The sequence below is a fragment of the Phenylobacterium sp. GW821-FHT12F10 genome (genome assembly GCF_058806695.1).
Genome location: NZ_JBXAPY010000003.1, coordinates 625,532 through 644,273, shown reverse-complemented (window position 1 = coordinate 644,273; position 18,742 = coordinate 625,532). Strand labels below are relative to the sequence as shown.

The following is an 18,742-nucleotide window of genomic DNA, read 5'->3' as shown; positions in this document are numbered from 1 at the left end:
CCCATCGCCCCCGCGCCCCTGGCCATCCCCGAGGTGACCACCCCCGCGCCGGCGCCGCCCCCCGCCCCCGCCGTCGCGCCCCCGACCGATCCGGAGGTCCCGATGACCACCCGCCTGCCGGGCCCCGGCTAGGGCGCGACGCCGGCGGCGACTTTGTAAAACATCGTTCCCGGCCTTGCGGCCGCCCCGCTTACCGGCTGTTCTGGTCAAGCTTTGGGGGAAGCTGGCCATGATTCATCGGTCCGATTCGGCCACCAACCAGCGGTACCGGCTGATCCTGCGCTGCGTGCTGGAGTTCCTGCTGGACGAGTGCCGCAGCCTGATCCTGAGCCACGAGGGCAGCATCACCCGCGCGGCGGTCCACCTGGCCGTCGCCCAGGCCTCGCACCGCCGACCGGCCGGCGCGGCCGGGGCGATCAGCGTCCGCGCCGTCGCCCAGTCCCTGGACCTCGCCTATGAGACCACCCGCCGCCAGGTGGGCGCCCTGGAGGCCGCGGGCCTGCTGGCGCGGGCCGGCGAGTCCGGGGTGCGAATCTCCGGCGATCCCAGCTGGCCCCGGGTCGGGCGCGCCCGCGGACGACTGGCCGCCCTGCGCGCCCTGGTGGCCGACCTCAAGGGCCTGAACTTCGCGTTCGACCCCGGACCGCTCGGCCCTCCGCTGGAGGACGACGCCCTGGCCGCCCCGCTCTCCGACCTGCTGGACGACTTCATCCTGAGGGTGCTGGAGGCCGGGGTCGAACCCTACGGCTCGATGCTGGACGCGGTGATCTTCTCGGCCCTGGTGGTGGCCAACGCCGAGGCCATCACCTACGACCCCGAGCTGGCGGCGACCTATGCCTGGTCCGACAGCCCGCCCCCCGACGCGCTCCGCCGGCCGGCCACCGTCACCGAGCTGGCCGAGCGGTTGGGCATGCCCCACGAGACGGTGCGTCGCCGCATCGCCCGCCACCAGGCCCTGGGCTGGGCCGACCGGGTGCGCGGCGGCTACCTGTCGGCCATGAGCCGCCAGCAGGCGCCCGAGGTCATGCAGGGCAGCCAGATCATCGTGCAGCGCTTCCTGCAGCTGATCCGCGCGGCCCGGCAGATCGGCCTGGACGTCGAGGCCATCGCCCCCAAGGTCCGCCGCCCGGCGCGCGCCTCGATCCCCGCCTAGGGGACGAGGGGGCGCGCGAGGAGGCCCTGTTCCATCCCAGGGTGCGGGAGGCCGAAGTCCAGCGACCACGCCCCGACCTGGATCGATCGCCGACAGACCTTGAGGCGCGATGCGGAAACCAATGCGCTGGTGCCGCCTCGCGAAGAGCGAGTCGGGGGTTGTCGTCCCATCCGATATGGGTATCTGGAGCCCCATGGCGTCGGCGGGCCGACCGTTGAAACGATCCGGGAGCGGCTATGGACCAGGACGGCGGGGAGATGAACTCCGGCAATGGCGCAGGCTCCATGAACGTGGATGACGCGTTCCTAGCGGCTGTTGAACTTCACCGCGCAGGTCGTCTCGACGAGGCCTTGGCGGGCTATCAACGGGTGTTCGGCCACGCTGCTGACCACGGCGACGCCCTGTACAATGCTGGGCTGATCTATAAGGCGCGGGGGGCCTTCGAAGAGGCGCTCGGCCTCTGGCGACGAGCCTCCGCCCTATCCGAAACGAAGTTGAACCCGCAGATCGCGATGGGGCGATTGCTCGTCGAGATGGGGCGGCTGGAGGAGGCTCAGGCCTGCTTAGATCGGGCCTTGAAGGCGCGGCCCGACAGCGTGGATGCGCTGAATCTCCGCGGGGCCCTTGCGCATCGGAAGGGCCGACTGGGCGAGGCGCTGGGCTTCTTCGACGCCGCAATCGCGCTGAAGCCAGACTTCGCTCTTGCCTTGGCGGGTCGGGGCGACGTGCTGAGCAAGCTTGGCGAGTTGGAGGCCGCGATCGAAAGCTATCGAAGCGGCATCGCCGCCGATCCGACCAATGCGCCGCCCTTCGGATCGAAGCTCTATCGTCAGCTTCAGATCTGCGACTGGTCGGACTTTGACGAGGCGAGGACCACCGTGCAGCTTCGCCTCGGCCGCGGGGAGCCCGCCGCGCTGCCCTTCGTCGCTTTCGCCTTTTCAAACAGCGGGGCCGAGCAGCTCAATTGCGCCCGCATCCATCGGCGGCTGCGCCTGCCGCGGTCCCTACAACCCCTCTGGACGGGGGAAACATATAGGCATGATCGTATCCGGGTCGGCTACGTTTCCCCCGACTTCCGCAATCACGCCACCGCAGCCTTGATCGCCGGCCTGTTCGAGCAGCATGACTCTCAGCGGTTCCAAATATTTGGCTACGCTCTCGCGCCCGCATCGGACGATGCGATGCGCAACCGGATTCAGGCGGCTATTCCCGATTTCCATGATGTCGCCAACCTCGGGGAAGATCAGATCGCCCGCCTGATCCGCGCCCATGAGATCGACATCCTCATCGACCTTGGCGGCTATTCGGACAACGCGCTGCCTGGCGTCTTCGCCAGACGCTGCGCGCCGATCCAGATCAACTATCTGACCTATCCGGGCACTCTAGGCGGGACATTCATGGACTATATCCTGGCCGACCGGCATGTGATCCCACCCGGGTCGGAGAGGTTCTACGACGAAAAGGTGATCCGGCTGCCCAACAGCTATCAGGTCAATAGCCGGGTGGCTGAGCCACCAGGGCTCCCGCTGAGGCGAGCGGATGCCGGGCTGCCGGAGGAAGCCGTGGTCTTCTGTTGCTTCAACGCCAGCTACAAGATCACGCCCGAGGTCTTCGACGTCTGGATGCGGCTGCTGTCGCGGGTTGAGGGCAGCGTCCTTTGGCTGTTGGACCTGTTCGAACCGGTCAGCCGAAACCTGCGGGCGGAGGCGCAAAAGCGCGGCGTCGATCCTGCCCGCCTGGTGTTCGCCCCCAAGGTCGGTCACCGAAGCCACATGGCCCGCCACCGCCTGGCCGACCTCTTCCTCGACACCCTGCCCTGCAACGCCCACACCACGGCGAGCGACGCCCTGCACATGGGGCTTCCGTTGGTGACCTGCGCGGGCGAACCCTTCGCCGCAAGGGTCGCAGCCAGCGTGCTCTGCGCCGTAGGCCTACCTGAGTTGGTCACGGAGAGCCTAGAGGCCTATGAAGCCCTCGCCGCCGACCTGGCGCTCAACCCGGACCGCCTCGCCCGGGTGAAGGCCGAACTGCAGGCCCGCATCCGGTCGGCGCCCCTCTTCGACACCGCGCTCACGACTCGCCACATCGAGGCCGCCTATTTGGAGGCTTGGTTACGCCAGCAGCGGGGCGAGCCCCCGAACCATTTCGAGGTCGATCCCCGCCACGATCAGGTCTTCCGCCAATAGGCGCCCGTCCAGTCGATCTGCTCGACCTTGTCGGTGATGCCCCTCTTTGCGCGGAAGTCGATCACCGCCTGGCGACAGGCCGGGACCGCACCGAGGTCGTCGACGATGACGTAGCCACCCGGCGACAGCTTGTCGTAGAGCGCGTCGAAGGCCTCCATGGTCGATTGGTACATGTCGCCGTCCAGGCGCAGGATCGCCAGGCGCTCAATCGGCGCTGCGGCCAGGGTGTCCTTGAACCAGCCCTTCAGGAACCGGACCTGGTCGTCCAGCAGGTCATATTTCGAGAAGTTCTGCTGCACCTGCTCAAGGGAGATCGCCAGGGCCTCGTAGGTGGCGTGTTGGTCATTGGCGTCCTGCGGGTAGCTCGCCGGATCGGGCGGCGGCAGACCCTCGAAGGAGTCGGCGCACCAGACGCGACGGTCGGTGACGCCGTGGGCCTTCAGCACAGCCCGCATCATGATGCAGGCGCCGCCGCGCCAGATGCCAGTTTCGATAAAGTCCCCCGGCACGCCGCGGCGCAGCACGTCCTCGCTAAGCATCCTGACATTGTGCATCCGGCGAGCGCCGATCATGCTGTGGGCCTTGCTCGGCCAGTCCCGTCCGGTATCCCGCAGGGCCGGCTTGTAGGTCCCGCCAGACCAGATGTCCTGCGGCGGATCTTCCCAGATCAACCCCAGCAGGCAACGCTCCATGAGCTGGAGATAGCTGTCTTGCAACGCCTTGGCGTCTGTCATTAAACCTACCTCGTCGCCATGCGTCGGAGCCCCCTTCGGGGGCCCGGTTCGAGGCCATGGCTTTCGCCTGGGGAAAAACCGATGTCAACGCCGCCGCCAACGAAGATAAATCTAGGCAGCGGTAAGGACTTCAAGGCTGATTATCTGAACATCGACGTCTCGGACTATTGGTCGCCGGACATCCTGGCCGATGTGAGCGGCGAGTTCCCGATCGGCGGGCGTCAAATCTTCAACACCCGCCGCTTCGGCGACATCGAGGTAGCCCATGGGGCCTTCGACGAAATCGTCTGCATCGATGTCCTGGAGCATGTGCCAGACTTGGTGCGCACCATGACCAACGGCCTGAACCTGTTGCGGGTTGGAGGCGCCTTCCACATCCTGGTGCCCTACGACCTTTCCTACGGCGCGTGGCAGGACCCGACCCATGTGCGGGCGTTCAACGAGCGCAGCTGGCTCTACTACACCGACTGGTTCTGGTACCTCGGCTGGACCGAGAGCCGCTTCGTCACAAAGCGTCTCGAATATGTGATGGGCCCGCTGGGCAGGGAGTTGCTGGCCAAGGGCGAGACGCAGGATCTGATCTTGCGCACGCCTCGAGCGATCGACTCCATGAAGGTGATCTTCGAGAAGATTGCGCTCTCGGAGACCGACCTGGCCACCCTGCGGCGGTTCACCCGCGGTTGAGCGGCGCCAAGGCGGCCAGGGCCCGCGCCAGCATCGGCGCCTGCGGCCGGGCGGCGAAGGCCGCGAATCCCGCCGCGGCCAGGGCCTCGCGACGCTCCGGCGCCGACAGCAGGTCCAGGCAGGTCTGGGTCAAGCGGTCATAGGGCGCGAAGGCGACACCCTCGCGGAACGGCGCCTCCAGCTCGGCGTCGAGGCCACTCTCGGAGACCACGCAGACCCGGTTGGCCAGAAGGTAGGAGACGCGAACGATCTCGAACAGCTGGGCCTCGTAAAAGTGAAGGTTGATCACGATCTTGGCCCGCGCGATCAGGGCGTCGCGCTCGGGGCCATAGACGCCGAACACCGCCCTCACCTTGACACCTCGGGCGGCCAGATCGTTCAGGGCGGCGCGCCGGCGCGGATTCATGGAGCCAACGAACAGAACCTCGATATCCTGGATGGGCGCGTGCGGAATGCGGGTCAGGCCGGGCGCATAGCCGACGCCACACAGGATCGCCGACACGCCCTCCCGCGCCAGGGCCTCGATGTTGCGGGCGCTATAGTCCCAGACCGGATAGGCCCGCAGCAGGTCAAGATACTGTGGCGTGATCCAGGCCGACCCGGACTGCACCTGTTCCAGATTGTAGAGCACTAGTCCGGGCGGCCGCACCTGAGGCTGGGCCGCCAGGAGGTTGGCCCCCAGCACCACCGCCCGGCCGGTGATCCCATCCAGCCGGGTGATGATGGGCGCCTCGAATCCCAACTCGGCAAAGGCTTCGCGCAGGGCCAGGGCGAGATCCTCGAATGCCCGACTGTGGGTGTAGCCCGCTGGTGTCACGACCCATAGGCAATAGCCATTGTCTGTCGGAGGGATAAGGCCCACGGGCTTCCAGTCTCCAAGGGATGACGAGCCCCGCTTCTCATCCAGCGATACTCAGAATTCGAGGTTGATCTGAGCCTTGGTTGTCCTGCGCTGCAAGAGGTTGAGGCGCGGAACTCTGAGGTCACTCAGCACGCTGGAAGCGCCGGGGCTAGACCTTGGATGGCCCAAGAGATGCTCGAAAATGAAAGAATTTGGCGCGCCCGGAACGATTCGAACGTCCGACCCTCAGATTCGTAGGCTAAGGCCGAGCGTTGAAGTCGCTCGGTTTTCTTGTAAACCGGCCGTTTTTACCCCTTTGAATTCGTTGGGGTTCTGGCAGTTTTGCAAACTGCAAATCGTCACTTCAGGTAGGCAATCTCTAGACATCTGGTGCGTTCACCAGGCGATCGCTCAGCGACCGCCGCAGGCACGCGTCCGCGCCTCACGGCTCCTCGACTACAGCATTGATCAGTTCCGATCAGATCGCCGATTAATTTCGATCCGGCATAGCGAGATTCCGGCCGACAGCAAAATGGATGAGGCTCTGCTTCGTAGTCTCGGGAAATCCTTTGGGGGCTCAACGGATCCGCTCCCGGGGCGTGGAAATGGGCGAGTGACATCGATCGCCGTATCACCCCAGGTCTTAGGCCTGGGGCTCGCTCAGCCCCGCTGGTATGTCCCGGTGAGCGTGCAACACGCGCCAGACATCCAAGTAGTCTTTCTGCTCTATGTAGAAGACCACGTAGGGGAAGCGCTTCAGGGATCGGGTGCGCAGACCCGGAAGATCAAGCTCGTGACCGTATCGGGGCGAGCCCATCGCCGGTCGACGGCTGATCGCGCGGTAGGTCTCTTCTATAGCGTCAACGAAACGCAAGGCGATCATCTCGCCGGCCTCCGCCGCATAGTAGTCGACGGCGGCTTCAACATCCTGCCGGGCCCTCTCTCTCGGGACGACCTGCTTGGCGCTCATCCCGCCGCATGGGCGCGAGCGCGGAGACGAAGCCCGTCAAAATAGGCTTGATCAACGGGCGCCGTGAGCGCCGTCGATGCGCCGTCGAGGAGAACGCCGCGCAGGTGCAGGCGGTCCTGATCCCTCCGGATCAGCTCGCGAACATACTCGCTGCTGGTGCTGTAACCCCTGCCCAGGACCTGCTCGTCGACGAAGGTCTTGAGCGCCTCGGGAAGGGAGATGTTCATGGTGGTCATGGAAGAGAGAATATTACCTTGCCAAAATTTGGCAAGGTTTGAAGGCTGGCGCCTCGGCGACCCGACCCCTTCAGTGGGGCTCGAACGTGTCTGGTTGAAGCAGGTCATAGATCGCCGCGATCTTCCTGGTCTTCCTCACCTTGGCGAGAAGCGCTTTGAATTCGGCCTCGTCCTCATCGCCGTCCGAGTAATCCTCGGCGTGGGCCTCCATAGCGGCGCACGCTCGGCGCTGGACCTCTTCGAGTAAGACCTTCTCCAAGGGTTCAAGGTCTTGCTCGATACGCGATTGCCGTGGCCCAAACGGCAAGAAAAGAGAGACCCAGGAACCAGCGCGACCCGTTCTAGAAATCGAGCGAACCACCCAGCGGCTTCCCGCCGCGTCGATCAATTCCATGCCTGTCTGCGTACCCTCCTTCAGCTTACGGGGACCACACCGCGTGAGGGTATCTAGGTCCCTGAACCCCCAGATTTCCAAGTCGGTGGTGAATCCCAGGACCGGAAAATGAAAGCTTACGTCGGTGGACTTCATCGACATTTGAACAAATAGGGAACATATGCCATCGGGAGCGACCTGTGAAGCTTCAATCAGCGTCGCGACTTCGTGGGAGGTCCGAATGAAGGAGGGAAATACTGACCTGCGAGATTATCCACGGAATCCGCGAGGTAGCCGCCCGTGGCCACAGCCCCGGTCTTCATCCAGTCAGTGGTTCCATACCAGACACGCCGTATGGGATCGTACCTTGGCTTACCGGCCCAGCTCCCGGTGAGACGCCGATGCTGCTCCTTCGGGAGCACCTTGAGGAAGGCGTAGTGGTTTCTCCAATTCTGGGCGGTGCGACTTGCGCCGTTGAGGGGCACTGTGTGGTGGATTTCCTGCCCCTTTGTCGCCACACCCCAATCTCGGAGGCGACTGGCGGCGGCCTTGGCGGTGACGGACCCCTTCTTAAGAACGGTCACGCCCTTTCGGGCCGCGTTGAAGCCCTTGATGGCGGGGCCGATGGGCAGCGCGTCGGCCACGGCCATGGCGCCGTTGAACGTCGCCCCCGCGTAATTCCCGTCCTGTAAGTCGGCGACCGCCTCCCAGGCAGGGCCAACAATCGGAATGAACGACTGGGCCAGGTTTGGGCGCGGAATATCCGGACCATCCTGAAAGTCCCGCAGCGCGTCCCGGGCGACGTCGAGCGGCGAGGGGTATCCCTGGTCCTCGGCTTTCCTCTGCGCCCTGAGCTTCGCCATCTCCTGATCGTAAAGTTCGCCGGCCGGATCCGGCACAGACTGCGGCTGCCCGCGAGGTACGCTGGCCATCTTCTTCTCCATAAATTGGGGATATCGGCGCGCGCTCAACAGCGGCGAACATGCCAAGCCGTCGCGGTGCTCGAAATAAGAAGCGCGATACTCTTGCTGCGCTGGCCTTGTCCGTTCGCTCGGATGGCCCTGCGCAGTGACGAACGCGGGCAACCATCTCACGGACGGCACTGCGCGTCAAGAACAAAACAAGAACAGTTTGCATACTGTGCGCAGCCGACCACCCCGATGATGAGCTGCAGACGGTGTCTCTAAGGAAAGGTGTGGGAAATCAGCAACCTATAGAGGGCGTTGGCGCTGTCACGACAAATCGCTGCAAACCGCGCGCAACTGAAACGCCGACTAACCACATGAATTGTCAGGAAATTTGGCGCGCCCGGAACGATTCGAACGTCCGACCCTCAGATTCGTAGTCTGATGCTCTATCCAGCTGAGCTACGGGCGCGCATCGCCTCTCGGCGAAGGGCGGGTATCTACCGGTTCGTCGGCGGCGATTCAACCACGATCTCGCGCGATCATTCTGATCCGGAGCGCGATGGTTCGCGCAAACCGGCAAAGGAGCCCGCGCGCCGCCGGTAAAAATGGGGCGCGGGCCATTGCTTTAGAGTTGTCACGCCAGATCGCCCCCCATATCGATCTTCCTTTGAGGTCCTTGGAGAGTTGGATTTGCATCCTCATGAAGATTGGTTCGCCGCGGGCGGCGGAGCCGATAAGATACAGGGCTTCATCTCTGCGCGGGCGGCCAGGGCGATCGCCGCGATCCTGACCGATCAGAAGGCACGCCAGGTTTCCGGATCACTCGCGGAGATCGGCGCCTATCAGGGCAAGACCTTCATCGGAATGGCGCTCGCCGCCCAACCGAAGGAATCCGTGATCGGCCTCGACCTATTCCCCGGCTCCATGGCGGAGGATCTAACGGCCAACCTGAAAGCTCTGCTCCCGACCGAGGACCCCGCGAATGTGCGCTTGGTCAAGGCCGACTCCACCAAGCTTGCGACCATCGACTGGATTCGCCTCCTCGGCGCGCCGGTTCGTTTCGCCCATATCGATGGCGACCACACCCGTGACGCCGTCCTCAGCGACATGATCCTGGTGTCGTCGCACCTTGCGCAAGAGGCAGTCGTCGTCATCGACGACTACCTCCACGACTGGTTTCCTGACGTCACAGAAGGCGTGATCGACGGGCTCAGGATTTCCAAGAACTTGCGGCCGGTCGCCGTCATCCCTCGATCGGGGCCCCTGATGAAGGGGGGCACCAAGCTGGTCTGCGCGACGCCGAAGGCGTTGGCGGGGTGCCGGGACCTAATGATCCGGACATTCCCCGAGGTTCAGCGTCGGGAATTCGTCATCGCCGGCCACCCGGCGTTCACACTGCTGAACAACGACTAATCCGCGGCGAAGGCCGGACGGGGCGGCGGCGGTTCGCGCGCCCTCCCGTCGTGTCCTACAGCCAGTCCAGCATCCCGAGCTTGCACATCCACATCAGGCCCATCTGCACCGCCCGCCGGCGTTCGGGCGGGAAGGTGAGCAGGATCTCCTTCACCGTGCGCTGAGCGCTCCCCAGGCCCCTCAGCACCGCGGCGCAGTCCTCGGCCGAACAGCGCCAGGAGCTGGCGAAGCGGTCGAGCTCCAGGCTCATGGCGCGGTCGATGTCGGCGGCGGTCACGCCCGGCCGGACGCGGAGCAGGGTCTCCAGGCTCTGGACCTCGCTGGCGAAGCCCGCGAAGTCGCGGTGCGGATCGCCCTTCACCGGATTGAGTCCGCCCCGGGTCGCATCCTCCGGCGCGGCCAGGCGGATGGCGGTCAGCTCGTCGGCCAGGGCCGCGTACTGGCGGGCCACCACCGGCCAGTCGAACACCTCGCGCACGCGCTGGCGCCCGGCCTCCCCCATGCGGCGGCGCAGGTCGGGCGAGGCGATCAGGGCGCCGATGGCCTCGGCCGCGCGGCCGACATGGACGGCGGTGTGCTGGGCCAGCGCCCCCACATAGAGCTGATAGGACTCCAACCCCAGGACGTGCCGCTCGGCCGCGGCGATTCCCAGGCTGGCGGGCGGCCCGCCCAGGGTGGGGATCAGGAAGCCCTGCTGGCCGTCCTGGACGGTGTAGCGGTAGCCGTCCCAGTCGCTCACCACCACCGGCAGGCCCGCGGCCATGGCCTCCACCGGGGTGATGCCGAAGGTCTCCTGGATGTTGTCCACCAGCGAGATGAAGATGTCCGAGGCGGCCCAGAAGCTCCCCACCCGGCCCTGGTCGTTGCCGTCCAGGAAATGCACCGCCACGTCGGGGGCGTAGGCCTCGGCGGCCTGCTGGTAGCGGGCCCGGTCCTGGTCGCCGTTGGGGAACCAGCCCACCATGGCGAAGGCCACCTTGGCGCCGGCGGCCTGGGCGGCCTCCTGCACGGCGCGGAACATGGGCTGGGGGGCGGCCTTCTCGAAGAAGGAGAGCCGGCCCAGCCACAGCACCAGGATGTCGTCGTCCCCCAGGCCCAGCTCCTGGCGCAGCTGGGCGCGCACCTGCGGCCGGTCGGCGCGGGCCTGGATCGCCGGCTGGTCGACGCCGAGCGGAATCAGCGGCAGGCGCGGCTTGGGGTTCTTCGTCCCCCCGAAGCGGTCGCCGAGGAAATCCGCCCACTCGTCGAACATGCGGTTCAGCGCGTCCTGCACCGAGGGCGAGGTGCAGATCAGGGCGTCCCAGGCCTGGATGGGGGAGACGGCGGCCGTCGCCATGTCCTGGCGCAGGGCCGGCGGCGCGAGGGTGTGGACCAGGCCCATCAGGCTGTAGGCGCGGTCCCCCACCGCGCGGCGGCGCAGCCAGGCGATGTCGGCCAGAGCCGGGGTGCCGCGCAGCATGACCCCGGCCTCGGCCACCCGGCCCTGGGCCAGCAGGCTGGCGGTGGTCAGGGCCGCCCCGCCCGGCGCGTCCCCCAGCAGACCCTGGCGCAGGGCCGCGTCGCTGATATTGGCCTGGCTGAGGAAGCTGACCTGGTCGAAGCCCCCGTGGGCGGCCAGCGCCCGGAACAGCTCCAGGTTGGCGACGTCCTTGCCGAACGGGTTGTTGACCAGGTTGAACTGGCCCGAGGGATGGTAGATCGCCAGTCGCGACGCCAAGGCCCGCCTCGTTCTCTAGAGGCGTTTGCCCGCCCGATCAGAAGCGGGGAATACGACCTCCCAGACCGCGCAGCAAGGCGCCGCCAATGGCCTCGGCCGGGGTCTGGGGCGCGGTCTGCGGCGCGCCGGGGGCCGGACGCCCGTCGGCCTGGCCGCGGGGGCCGCCGCCGGGCATCTCCATCCCCAGCAGGGCGCCGGTCTGCGACTTGTAGCGCACCTTCACCGTCCACTCGATGTTCCACGGGACCTTCGGATCGGCGGGACGGGCCGGATAGGAGAGGTTGGTCTCGCCGCCATAAGCCGCCAGTTGCACCATGGCCTGGGGGGCGACCTTCACCACCTCCTGCGGGATGGTGCAGGCGGTGGTCTGCGGGCCCATCAGGGCGCGGGAGGCCACCAGCCGGGCGATGTCGCCATTGCTGAGATAGTCGGGCAGGGAGAAGGCCGAGGCCTGGACCTCGCTGGAGGTCCACAGCACCACGGTGTCGTTCTCGCCGCCGCCGATGGCGGTGGCCAGATAGGCCTGGGCCCCGGGGACCGCGCCCCAGCCGAGCTGGCCCGCGCCGCTGGCGCCGATGGCGTTGGTGACCAGGTTCAGCGGTCCCAGGAAGTCCTGGTTGGCGTTCAGGCTGAAGCGGATGTCGGGGCTGTAGGTCCCGCGGATCAGGTGCTCCCCCACCAGGGAGCCGTTCCCCGGCACGCTGGTGCGGGTCTTCTCGTTGGGCCACTCGCCATAGGTGGCGTTGCGCGTCGGCGAGGGCGGCTGCATGGGGGTGATGGCCAGGCCGCGGCTCATGGCCTCCATCCCGGCGGGAACCTTGCCGTTCGCCATCTGGGCGAAGTCGATGACGATCGGCTGGCCGGGCTTGGCGTGCTCGCCGCAGCCCCAGAAGATCAGCATCCGGCCCTTGGGCTTCTGATAGTCCCGCGGCACGGTGGGGCTCTCCTCCGTGCGCTGGGTCGGCTGGGCGCGCGGGGTCACCAGGGGCAGGCTGGGACCGGCCCGCAAGCCCGGGGGCGGCAGGTGTTCGGCGGTGGGCTCGCCCGCGGGCTTGCGGGTCGAGCCGAGCTGCAGGGTGAGCGTCTTGTTGGCCCCGCCGCCGCCGCCCATCATGCCCATCATCTGGCCCATGGAGGGCCGCGCGCCGCCCGCGCCGCCGCCCATGCCGGCGCCGAAGCCCGACATCGTCTGGGCGCTCATCCAGTAGACCGCCACCGGACCGGTCACGACCTGCTTCTGCTGCGCGTCGGCCGCGCCGGCCGTGAGCGCGATCACACTGACCGCCGTCGCCGTCTTCACCCAAGCCATTGGACGTCTCCTGAAACCCCGAAAGCCGCGTGGCTTAGCTTTTACGTCCGCCGAGCGCATTCGGCAAAATCGAAGAGGGGGTCTGCGTTCCCGCAGCAGAGCCCAGGCGGGCGGCGCGCGTCTTGATCGGGGTCAAGGGTCGCCCCACCCGCTCATCCCGGCGAAGGCCGGGACCCAGATTCATCCTGGACGTAGGATGCCGAACCTCAGGTCGGACCTCGGGCGGGCGCTGAGGCTGGTGGGCTTCACCTGGGTCCCGGCCTTCGCCGGGATGAGCGGTGGTCCCTACAGATCGCGCCAGCAGCGCACGTCCGACCCCGGCCAGGGGGTGGCCTCGAACACCGCCCGGGCCACCGCGCGGGCCAGGACGTCGGCGGCCAGGGCGCCGATGCGGGCGATGGTGAAGTCGCCGCCCTCCAGGGCCCGGCGGCCGGTGGAGAGCGCGAAGACCACGTCGCCGTCGAAGGGGGCGTGGATCGGGCGGATGGCGCGGGCCAGGCCGTCCTGAGCCATCACCGCCACCCGCTTGGCCTGGGCCGGCGTCAGCGCCACGTCGGTGGCCACGCAGGCGATGGTGGTGTTCATCCGCGCCTTGGGGTCGGCCTTGGCCAGGCCCCAGGCGTCGGGCCGCGCCGACAGCCCCGCCGACCCCAGGCCGCCGAACTCCGCCCCCATCTCGAAGGGCGCGGCCCAGAAGGTCCGGTCGTCGCCGGCCGTCACCGAGCCGAAGCTGTTGACGCAGACCAGGGCGCCCACTGTGATCCCGTCGGCGGCGACGATGGAGGCCGAGCCCGTCCCGCCCTTCAGGGATCCGGCCATGGCGCCGTAGCCGCCGCCGGCCGTGCCGAGGGCGAAGTCCAGGCCCGCCGCCGCCACGGCCTCGCGCCCCAGGCGGCGATAGGGCGGGTCCTCCCCCCAGGCGCGGTCGCCACCGTTGGCCAGGTCGAAGAGGATGGCGCCGGGCACCACCGGGGAGGGCGGCACGCCGGGCCGCGCCAGGCCGCCATAGCCGCGCCCCTTGGCGCCGAGCCAGGCCACGACCCCGTCGCCGGCGGCCAGGCCGTAGACCGAGCCCCCCGAAAGGACGATGGCGTCGATGGCCTCCACCAGGTTCTCCGGGGCCAGGGCGTCGGTCTCCCGGGTGCCGGGCCCGCCGCCGCGCACGTCGCAGGCGGCCACGGCCCGGTCGTCGGGCAGGATGACCGTCACGCCGGTGCGGGCCCCGACGTCCTGGGCCTGGCCCACGGTCAGACCGGGCACATCGGTGATCAGGTTGCGCGTTCCGGGGGCGGCGGCGGGCTTTTGGGTCATGGTCGGCACGAAGAGCATGGCTTGAGGTTTGTTGTCCACGCGCGGCTGGTTAAGGTGGCGCCTCGCATTTCCGTCGCTCCCCCTTTTCCGCGTGGTCCGTCCGTGTCGCATTTCAAGCGTTTGAGCATCGTCCTGCTGGCCTGTCTGGCCAGCGCCTGCGCCAGCCTCAACCCCGCCCCCTCCGCCCCGGCCCCGAGCGCCGGCAAGGGCATGGTGGCCGCGGCCAACCCCCTGGCGGTGGAGGCCGGCGTCAAGGTGCTGGCCCGGGGCGGCTCGGCGGTGGACGCCGCCGTCGCCGTCCAGGCGGTGCTCGGCCTGGTGGAGCCGCAGAGCTCGGGTCTCGGGGGCGGCGCCTTCATGACCTATTACGACGCCAAGACCCGCAAGGTGACCGCCTATAACGGCCGCGAGACCGCGCCCGCCGCCGCCACCCCGGCCCTGTTCCTCGACGAGGCCACCGGCAAGCCCCTGCCCTTCCCCGTCGCCGTGCTCAGCGGCCGCGCCACCGGCGTCCCCGGCGCCATCGCCATGCTCTCCATGGCCCAGGCCGACCACGGCAAGCTGGCCTGGAGCAGCCTGTTCGGCGACGCCGAGAAGCTGGCCGACGAAGGCTTCAAGGTCAGCCCGCGCCTGGCCTATATGATCGCGGGCCGCTTCCCCCAGACCAGCGCCCCGGACGTGGTGGCCTATTTCACCAAGCCGGACGGCGCCCGCTACGTGGCCGGCGACACCCTGAGGAACCCCGCCTACGCCGCCTCGGTGCGCAAGATCGCCGCCGAGGGGCCCAGGGCCATCCTGCAGGGCCCGATCGCCGAGGCCATCATCGCCCGCCTGCATCAGGGCGATCGCCCCAGCACCATGACCCTGGCCGACCTGGCGGCCTACAGGCCCAAGGCCGGGCCCGCCACCTGCCGCACCTTCCGCGTCTACCTGGTCTGCACCCCGCCGGCCCCCTCGGGCGGCCCGGCCCTGCTGGAGGGCCTGGCGATCCTGGAGCACACCGACGTCGCGGCCCACCCCAATGACGTCCAGGGCTGGTACCTGTTCTCCCAGGCCAGCCGCCTGATGTACGCCGACCGCGACCGCTACATGGGCGACCCCGACTTCGTCGACGTCCCCACCGCGGGCCTGCTGGACCCGGCCTACGCCGCCAGCCGCGCGGCCCTGATCAATGCCGACATGGCCGGTCCCGCCCCGGCCCCCGGCAAGCCCAGGGGCGCCGGCGTCCGCGCCCCCGACGCCACCCTGGAGCCCGGCGGCACCTCGCACATGGTCATCGTCGACGCCGAGGGGAACGCCGTCTCCATGACCACCACGGTGGAGAGCATCTTCGGCAACGGCCGCATGGTCGGCGGCTTCTTCCTCAACAACCAGCTCACCGACTTCTCCTTCTCGCCGACCGAGAAGGACGGGGTCGCCGCCGCCAACGCGGTGGCCGGGGGCAAGCGGCCGCGCTCGTCCATGGCTCCGGCTGTGGTGCTGGACAAGGACCGCCGCTTCGTGGCCGCCGTGGGCTCGCCGGGAGGCTCGGCCATCCTGGCCTACAACCTCAAGGCCCTGGTGGCCCTGCTGGACTGGAAGCTGCCCATCGACCAGGCCATCGCCCTGCCCAACCTGATCGCGCGCGGCGACACCTACGCCTCCGAACCGGCCAAGTTCCCGGCCGGCGTCGTCGAGGGCCTGGAGGCCAAGGGCGTGAAGCTCAGCAAGGGCGGCGGCGAGGACTCCGGCCTGCACGGCATCGTCATGACCCCCACCGGCCTGGTGGGGGCGGCTGATCCCCGGCGCGAGGGCGTGGCGAAAGCGCCTTAGGGGCAGCTCCCCCTACCAACCGCTCATCCTGGCGAAGGCCGGGACCCAGGTGAAACCCGCTCCGATCTCATAGCGAGAACACGGCCGGCGACTGGGACAACCTCCCGGTTCTGGTGATGAATCTGGGTCCCGGCCTTCGCCGGGATGAGCGGATCTATGCCGAGGGCTTCCGCGTCCGCTTCGGCTTCACCCGCGGCGGCGTCCCCGGCAGGCGCAGTTCGAACACCGAGCCGGCCTCGCTGGTCTCCGCCAGGGTGAGATCCCCGCCGTGGCCCTGGGCCAGCTCGCGGGCGATGGCCAGGCCCAGGCCCGCGCCCCCCGGCCGGCTGGAGCCCGCGAAGGGCTGGAAGATCCTCTCCCGCGCGCGGGCCGAGACCCCCGGGCCATTGTCGGTGAACCGGATCAGGGTCGCTCCCTCCGCCTGGGCGATCGCCACGGTGACGAGGCCGGGCGCCTCGCGCCCCTCCTGCTGCTCGACGGCCTCCCGCGCATTGCGCAGCAGGTTGACGACGATGCGGTGCAGCTGGTCGGGATCGGCCACCACCTGGTCGGCCGGATCGACCTCCATCTCCAGGCGCACGGTCTCCGGCGACAGGCGGGCCTCCTCGGCGGCCATCTCCAGGGCGGCGGCGAGCGGCATGGGCCGCGCGTCGGGGGCGGCCTCCTGGGTCTTGCCATAGACCAGGACGTCGGTGGCCAGCTTCACCGCCCGGTCCAGCGCCCGCTCCAGGCGCGGCAGGGCCTGGGCCACCTTCGGGTCCCGCGAGGCGGCCAGGCGCTCGGAGGCGATCTGGGCGCTGGTGAGCATGTTGCGCAGGTCGTGGTTGATCTTGGCCACCGCCTCGCCGAGCTGGGCCAGGCGCGCGCGGGAATTGAGCGCCACCCGCAGGTCGGCCTGCATCAGGTCCAGCTCCACCTCGGCCCGGCCGATCTCGTCGCGGCGGCCCGAGGGCTCCAGGTGCGAGGCCGGATCGTCGGGGTCGGCGCGGAACCGCTCCATGGCGTGGGTGATCCGCTGCATGGGCCGCACCAGGAAGAAGGCCAGGGACAGGTAGACCAGGATGCCGGCCATGGTGGCCACGAAGGCCATCACCAGCAGCAGCTGCCACAGATAGCGGGTCAGCTCGCGCTTCAGGGCCGCGTCGGGGGCGACGATCTCGATGAAGTCGGCCTTGCGGATGCGGGGCTCGGCGATCACCCGGACCATCCGCCCCTCGCCGCCGCCCATCAGGGTCTGGAAGGGCGCCGCCAGCCAGGAGATCGGCGCCTGGTCGCGCAGGTCCACCAGATAGGGCGCCCGCGCCAGCTTGGGCCCCTGCAGCACCAGGCGGCGCATGCCCTCGGTCTGGATCGCCACCCGCTGCACGCCCGCGCCCTCCAGCAGCTGGGCGGCGAGGGCCTCGCTCACCACCCGGTCGGGGGCGACGTCGGGGGCGATGGTGGCCAGCTCGGCGGCCCGGACCCGGTCCAGCAGCCACTGCTCCTCGAAGGCCGCGAGCGCCGGCGGCAGGATCGTGCCCCCCGCCGCGGAGACGAACAGGATGGTGAGGATCAGCAGACGCGCGGAGAGGCCGCCCGGCCAGAAGAACCGCCGTCTGGTCCGCCTCGGGGGCGCCTGAGGCTGAGGGGCGTCCGCCATGAACCTTCCCCCTACTTCACCGTGGCGCTTTCGGCAACGCGACGTCTGTTCGCGCGTGAGGGGAATCTTGTCAGTTGGCCCCCACCGCGTCGGCCACCTGGGCGAAGCCGTCGGCCCGCAGGCGCCGCGCCAGGTCGGCCTTGATCCGGCTCACCAGGCCCGGTCCGCCGAACACCATGGCCGAATAGAGCTGCACGGCGCTGGCGCCGGCCCGGATGCGCGCATAGGCGTCTGCGCCCGAGGCGATCCCGCCGGCCCCGATCAGGACCGTCCGCCCCGCCGCGGCGGCGTGGAACTCCGCCATCATCTGCTGGGCCAGGGCCTTGAGCGGCGCCCCGGAGAGCCCGCCGGCCTCCCCGGCGTGGGGCGAGGCCAGGGGCGGGCGGCTGATGGTGGTGTTGGAGACGATGATCCCCGACAGGCCATTGGCGATCACCGTCTCGACGATGGCCTCCACCTCGCCGGCCTCCAGGTCGGGCGCCACCTTGAGGAACATGGGGACCAGGCCGCTGGCCGGCAGCCGGTCGCGGGCCTCCGCCAGCCGCCCCAGCAGCTCCTCCAGCGCCGCCCTGGTCTGCAGGGCGCGCAGGCCCGGCGTGTTGGGCGAGGAGATGTTGATGGTGAAATAGGAGGCCAGGCCCCACAGCCGCGTGAGCCCGGTCACATAGTCGCCGATGCGGTCGGCGGCGTCCTTGTTGGCGCCGATATTGGCCCCGACCACCCCGGGGCCGCGCCGCGCCAGCCGGGCGGCGAAGGCCTCCAGCCCCGCATTGTTGAAGCCCATCCGGTTGATGACGCCCTGGTCCTGCGTCAGCCGGAACAGCCGCGGGCGCGGATTGCCCGCCTGGGGCAGGGGCGTGACCGTGCCGCACTCCACGAAGCCGAAGCCCGCCGCCAGCATCGGGCCGAACACCTGGGCGTTCTTGTCGAACCCCGGCGCCAGCCCCACGCAGTTGGGCAGGGAAAGCCCCGCCACCGTCGTGGCCAGGATCGGATCGTCGGCGCCCGCGCGGGGCCCCAGCCCCAGCTCCAGGGCCTTGAGGGTCACCCCGTGGGCGTCCTCGGGGTCGAGCAGATGCAGGGCGCGGGCGGCCAGGTCGTGGATCACGCCAGTTCTCCCAGCACCGGGATCCCGTCGGGGCCCAGGGGCGCCTCACGCACGGCTGCGACCTCGTTCACCGGCAGGGGCGCGTAGAGATGGGGAAACAGGTCCCCGCCCCGCGAGGGCTCCCAGCGCACCGCCTGGCTCAGCCCCTCGGTCTCCACCTCCAGCACCACCAGGTCGGGGATGTCCTTGAAATAGCGCCGCGCGGTCTCGGCGGCCTGGAGGCCGGTGGACAGGTGGATATAGCCGTCGGCCAGGTCGATCCCCGACCCGGCGAACTGGCCGGCGCCCTGGGCGGCGGTCCATTCGGCGCGGGGCAGGATCTTGTAGATGCGGGTCATGGGGTCCCTG

Annotated in this window: 17 protein-coding genes and 1 tRNA gene; 5 read left to right on the top strand and 13 right to left on the bottom strand. The window is 68.9% G+C overall.

What is annotated here, in order from left to right; all coding sequences use genetic code 11:
• Window positions 1-229: 229 nt before the first annotated feature.
• Window positions 230-1,153 carry a DeoR family transcriptional regulator gene (locus tag AC1RN5_RS19255; protein ID WP_493042991.1) on the top strand — a complete coding sequence of 308 codons (924 nt, stop codon included), beginning with the start codon at window positions 230-232 and terminating at the stop codon, window positions 1,151-1,153.
• Between the two features lie 236 nt (window positions 1,154-1,389).
• Window positions 1,390-3,339 (top strand): O-linked N-acetylglucosamine transferase, SPINDLY family protein, encoded by a 1,950-nt coding sequence (locus tag AC1RN5_RS19250; protein WP_493042988.1) that lies wholly within the window; start codon window positions 1,390-1,392, stop codon window positions 3,337-3,339.
• Here AC1RN5_RS19250 and AC1RN5_RS19245 read toward each other — a convergent pair.
• Window positions 3,321-4,073 carry a TylF/MycF family methyltransferase gene (locus AC1RN5_RS19245; RefSeq protein ID WP_493042986.1) on the bottom strand — a complete coding sequence of 251 codons (753 nt, stop codon included), beginning with the start codon at window positions 4,071-4,073 and terminating at the stop codon, window positions 3,321-3,323. The two genes, AC1RN5_RS19250 and AC1RN5_RS19245, sit on opposite strands and share 19 nt — an antisense overlap.
• 81 nt (window positions 4,074-4,154) lie before the next feature.
• Here AC1RN5_RS19245 and AC1RN5_RS19240 point away from each other — a divergent pair, with 81 nt between their 5' ends.
• Window positions 4,155-4,757, top strand: a complete 603-nt coding sequence (locus AC1RN5_RS19240; RefSeq protein WP_493042984.1) for a class I SAM-dependent methyltransferase — start codon at window positions 4,155-4,157, stop codon at window positions 4,755-4,757.
• Here the strand turns inward: AC1RN5_RS19240 and AC1RN5_RS19235 are convergent.
• The 6 genes from AC1RN5_RS19235 to AC1RN5_RS19210 all read right to left on the bottom strand — a co-directional run bounded on the left by AC1RN5_RS19235 (window position 4,744) and on the right by AC1RN5_RS19210 (window position 8,554).
• Window positions 4,744-5,574 carry a CgeB family protein gene (locus tag AC1RN5_RS19235; RefSeq protein WP_493042982.1) on the bottom strand — a complete coding sequence of 277 codons (831 nt, stop codon included), beginning with the start codon at window positions 5,572-5,574 and terminating at the stop codon, window positions 4,744-4,746. The genes AC1RN5_RS19240 and AC1RN5_RS19235 overlap by 14 nt on opposite strands.
• 667 nt (window positions 5,575-6,241) lie before the next feature.
• On the bottom strand, window positions 6,242-6,568 hold the full coding sequence (locus AC1RN5_RS19230; RefSeq protein WP_493042979.1) for a type II toxin-antitoxin system RelE/ParE family toxin: 327 nt from the start codon (window positions 6,566-6,568) through the stop codon (window positions 6,242-6,244).
• Window positions 6,565-6,804, bottom strand: coding sequence for a ribbon-helix-helix domain-containing protein (locus AC1RN5_RS19225; RefSeq protein WP_493042976.1), 240 nt, complete (start codon window positions 6,802-6,804; stop codon window positions 6,565-6,567). Before AC1RN5_RS19225 ends, AC1RN5_RS19230 begins: the two co-directional genes overlap by 4 nt.
• Window positions 6,805-6,874: 70 nt before the next feature.
• On the bottom strand, window positions 6,875-7,198 hold the full coding sequence (locus AC1RN5_RS19220) for a hypothetical protein (protein ID WP_493042974.1): 324 nt from the start codon (window positions 7,196-7,198) through the stop codon (window positions 6,875-6,877).
• A 191-nt stretch (window positions 7,199-7,389) separates the two neighbouring features.
• A complete protein-coding gene (locus AC1RN5_RS19215) occupies window positions 7,390-8,109 on the bottom strand; it encodes a hypothetical protein (RefSeq protein ID WP_493042973.1) in 720 nt (239 codons plus the stop codon).
• 368 nt (window positions 8,110-8,477) lie between these two features.
• A tRNA-Arg gene (locus AC1RN5_RS19210) sits at window positions 8,478-8,554 on the bottom strand.
• 215 nt (window positions 8,555-8,769) lie between these two features.
• Here AC1RN5_RS19210 and AC1RN5_RS19205 point away from each other — a divergent pair.
• On the top strand, window positions 8,770-9,498 hold the full coding sequence (locus AC1RN5_RS19205; protein WP_493042971.1) for a class I SAM-dependent methyltransferase: 729 nt from the start codon (window positions 8,770-8,772) through the stop codon (window positions 9,496-9,498).
• A 55-nt stretch (window positions 9,499-9,553) separates the two neighbouring features.
• Here AC1RN5_RS19205 and AC1RN5_RS19200 read toward each other — a convergent pair whose 3' ends face one another.
• The 3 genes from AC1RN5_RS19200 to AC1RN5_RS19190 form a co-directional block, all read right to left on the bottom strand.
• A complete protein-coding gene (locus AC1RN5_RS19200; protein ID WP_493042969.1) occupies window positions 9,554-11,215 on the bottom strand; it encodes a glycosyltransferase family 4 protein in 1,662 nt (553 codons plus the stop codon).
• A gap of 37 nt (window positions 11,216-11,252) precedes the next feature.
• Entirely contained in the window at window positions 11,253-12,524 is a 1,272-nt protein-coding gene (locus AC1RN5_RS19195) for a hypothetical protein (RefSeq protein WP_493042968.1), read from the bottom strand.
• A 285-nt stretch (window positions 12,525-12,809) separates the two neighbouring features.
• Window positions 12,810-13,835, bottom strand: coding sequence for a P1 family peptidase (locus AC1RN5_RS19190; RefSeq protein WP_493042966.1), 1,026 nt, complete (start codon window positions 13,833-13,835; stop codon window positions 12,810-12,812).
• Between the two features lie 102 nt (window positions 13,836-13,937).
• Here AC1RN5_RS19190 and AC1RN5_RS19185 point away from each other — a divergent pair, with 102 nt between their 5' ends.
• Entirely contained in the window at window positions 13,938-15,647 is a 1,710-nt protein-coding gene (locus AC1RN5_RS19185) for a gamma-glutamyltransferase family protein (RefSeq protein WP_493042963.1), read from the top strand.
• A gap of 154 nt (window positions 15,648-15,801) precedes the next feature.
• Here the strand turns inward: AC1RN5_RS19185 and AC1RN5_RS19180 are convergent, their stop codons facing one another.
• From AC1RN5_RS19180 to AC1RN5_RS19170, 3 genes are all read right to left on the bottom strand, one after another.
• Window positions 15,802-17,286, bottom strand: a complete 1,485-nt coding sequence (locus AC1RN5_RS19180) for a sensor histidine kinase (RefSeq protein WP_493042961.1) — start codon at window positions 17,284-17,286, stop codon at window positions 15,802-15,804.
• A gap of 70 nt (window positions 17,287-17,356) precedes the next feature.
• Window positions 17,357-18,394: a quinone-dependent dihydroorotate dehydrogenase gene (locus AC1RN5_RS19175; protein WP_493042959.1), complete on the bottom strand. Its 1,038-nt coding sequence runs from the start codon at window positions 18,392-18,394 to the stop codon at window positions 17,357-17,359.
• Window positions 18,391-18,732, bottom strand: coding sequence for a DUF952 domain-containing protein (locus AC1RN5_RS19170; protein ID WP_493042957.1), 342 nt, complete (start codon window positions 18,730-18,732; stop codon window positions 18,391-18,393). The genes AC1RN5_RS19175 and AC1RN5_RS19170 overlap by 4 nt, the downstream gene beginning before the upstream one ends.
• Between the last annotated feature and the right edge of the window lie 10 nt (window positions 18,733-18,742).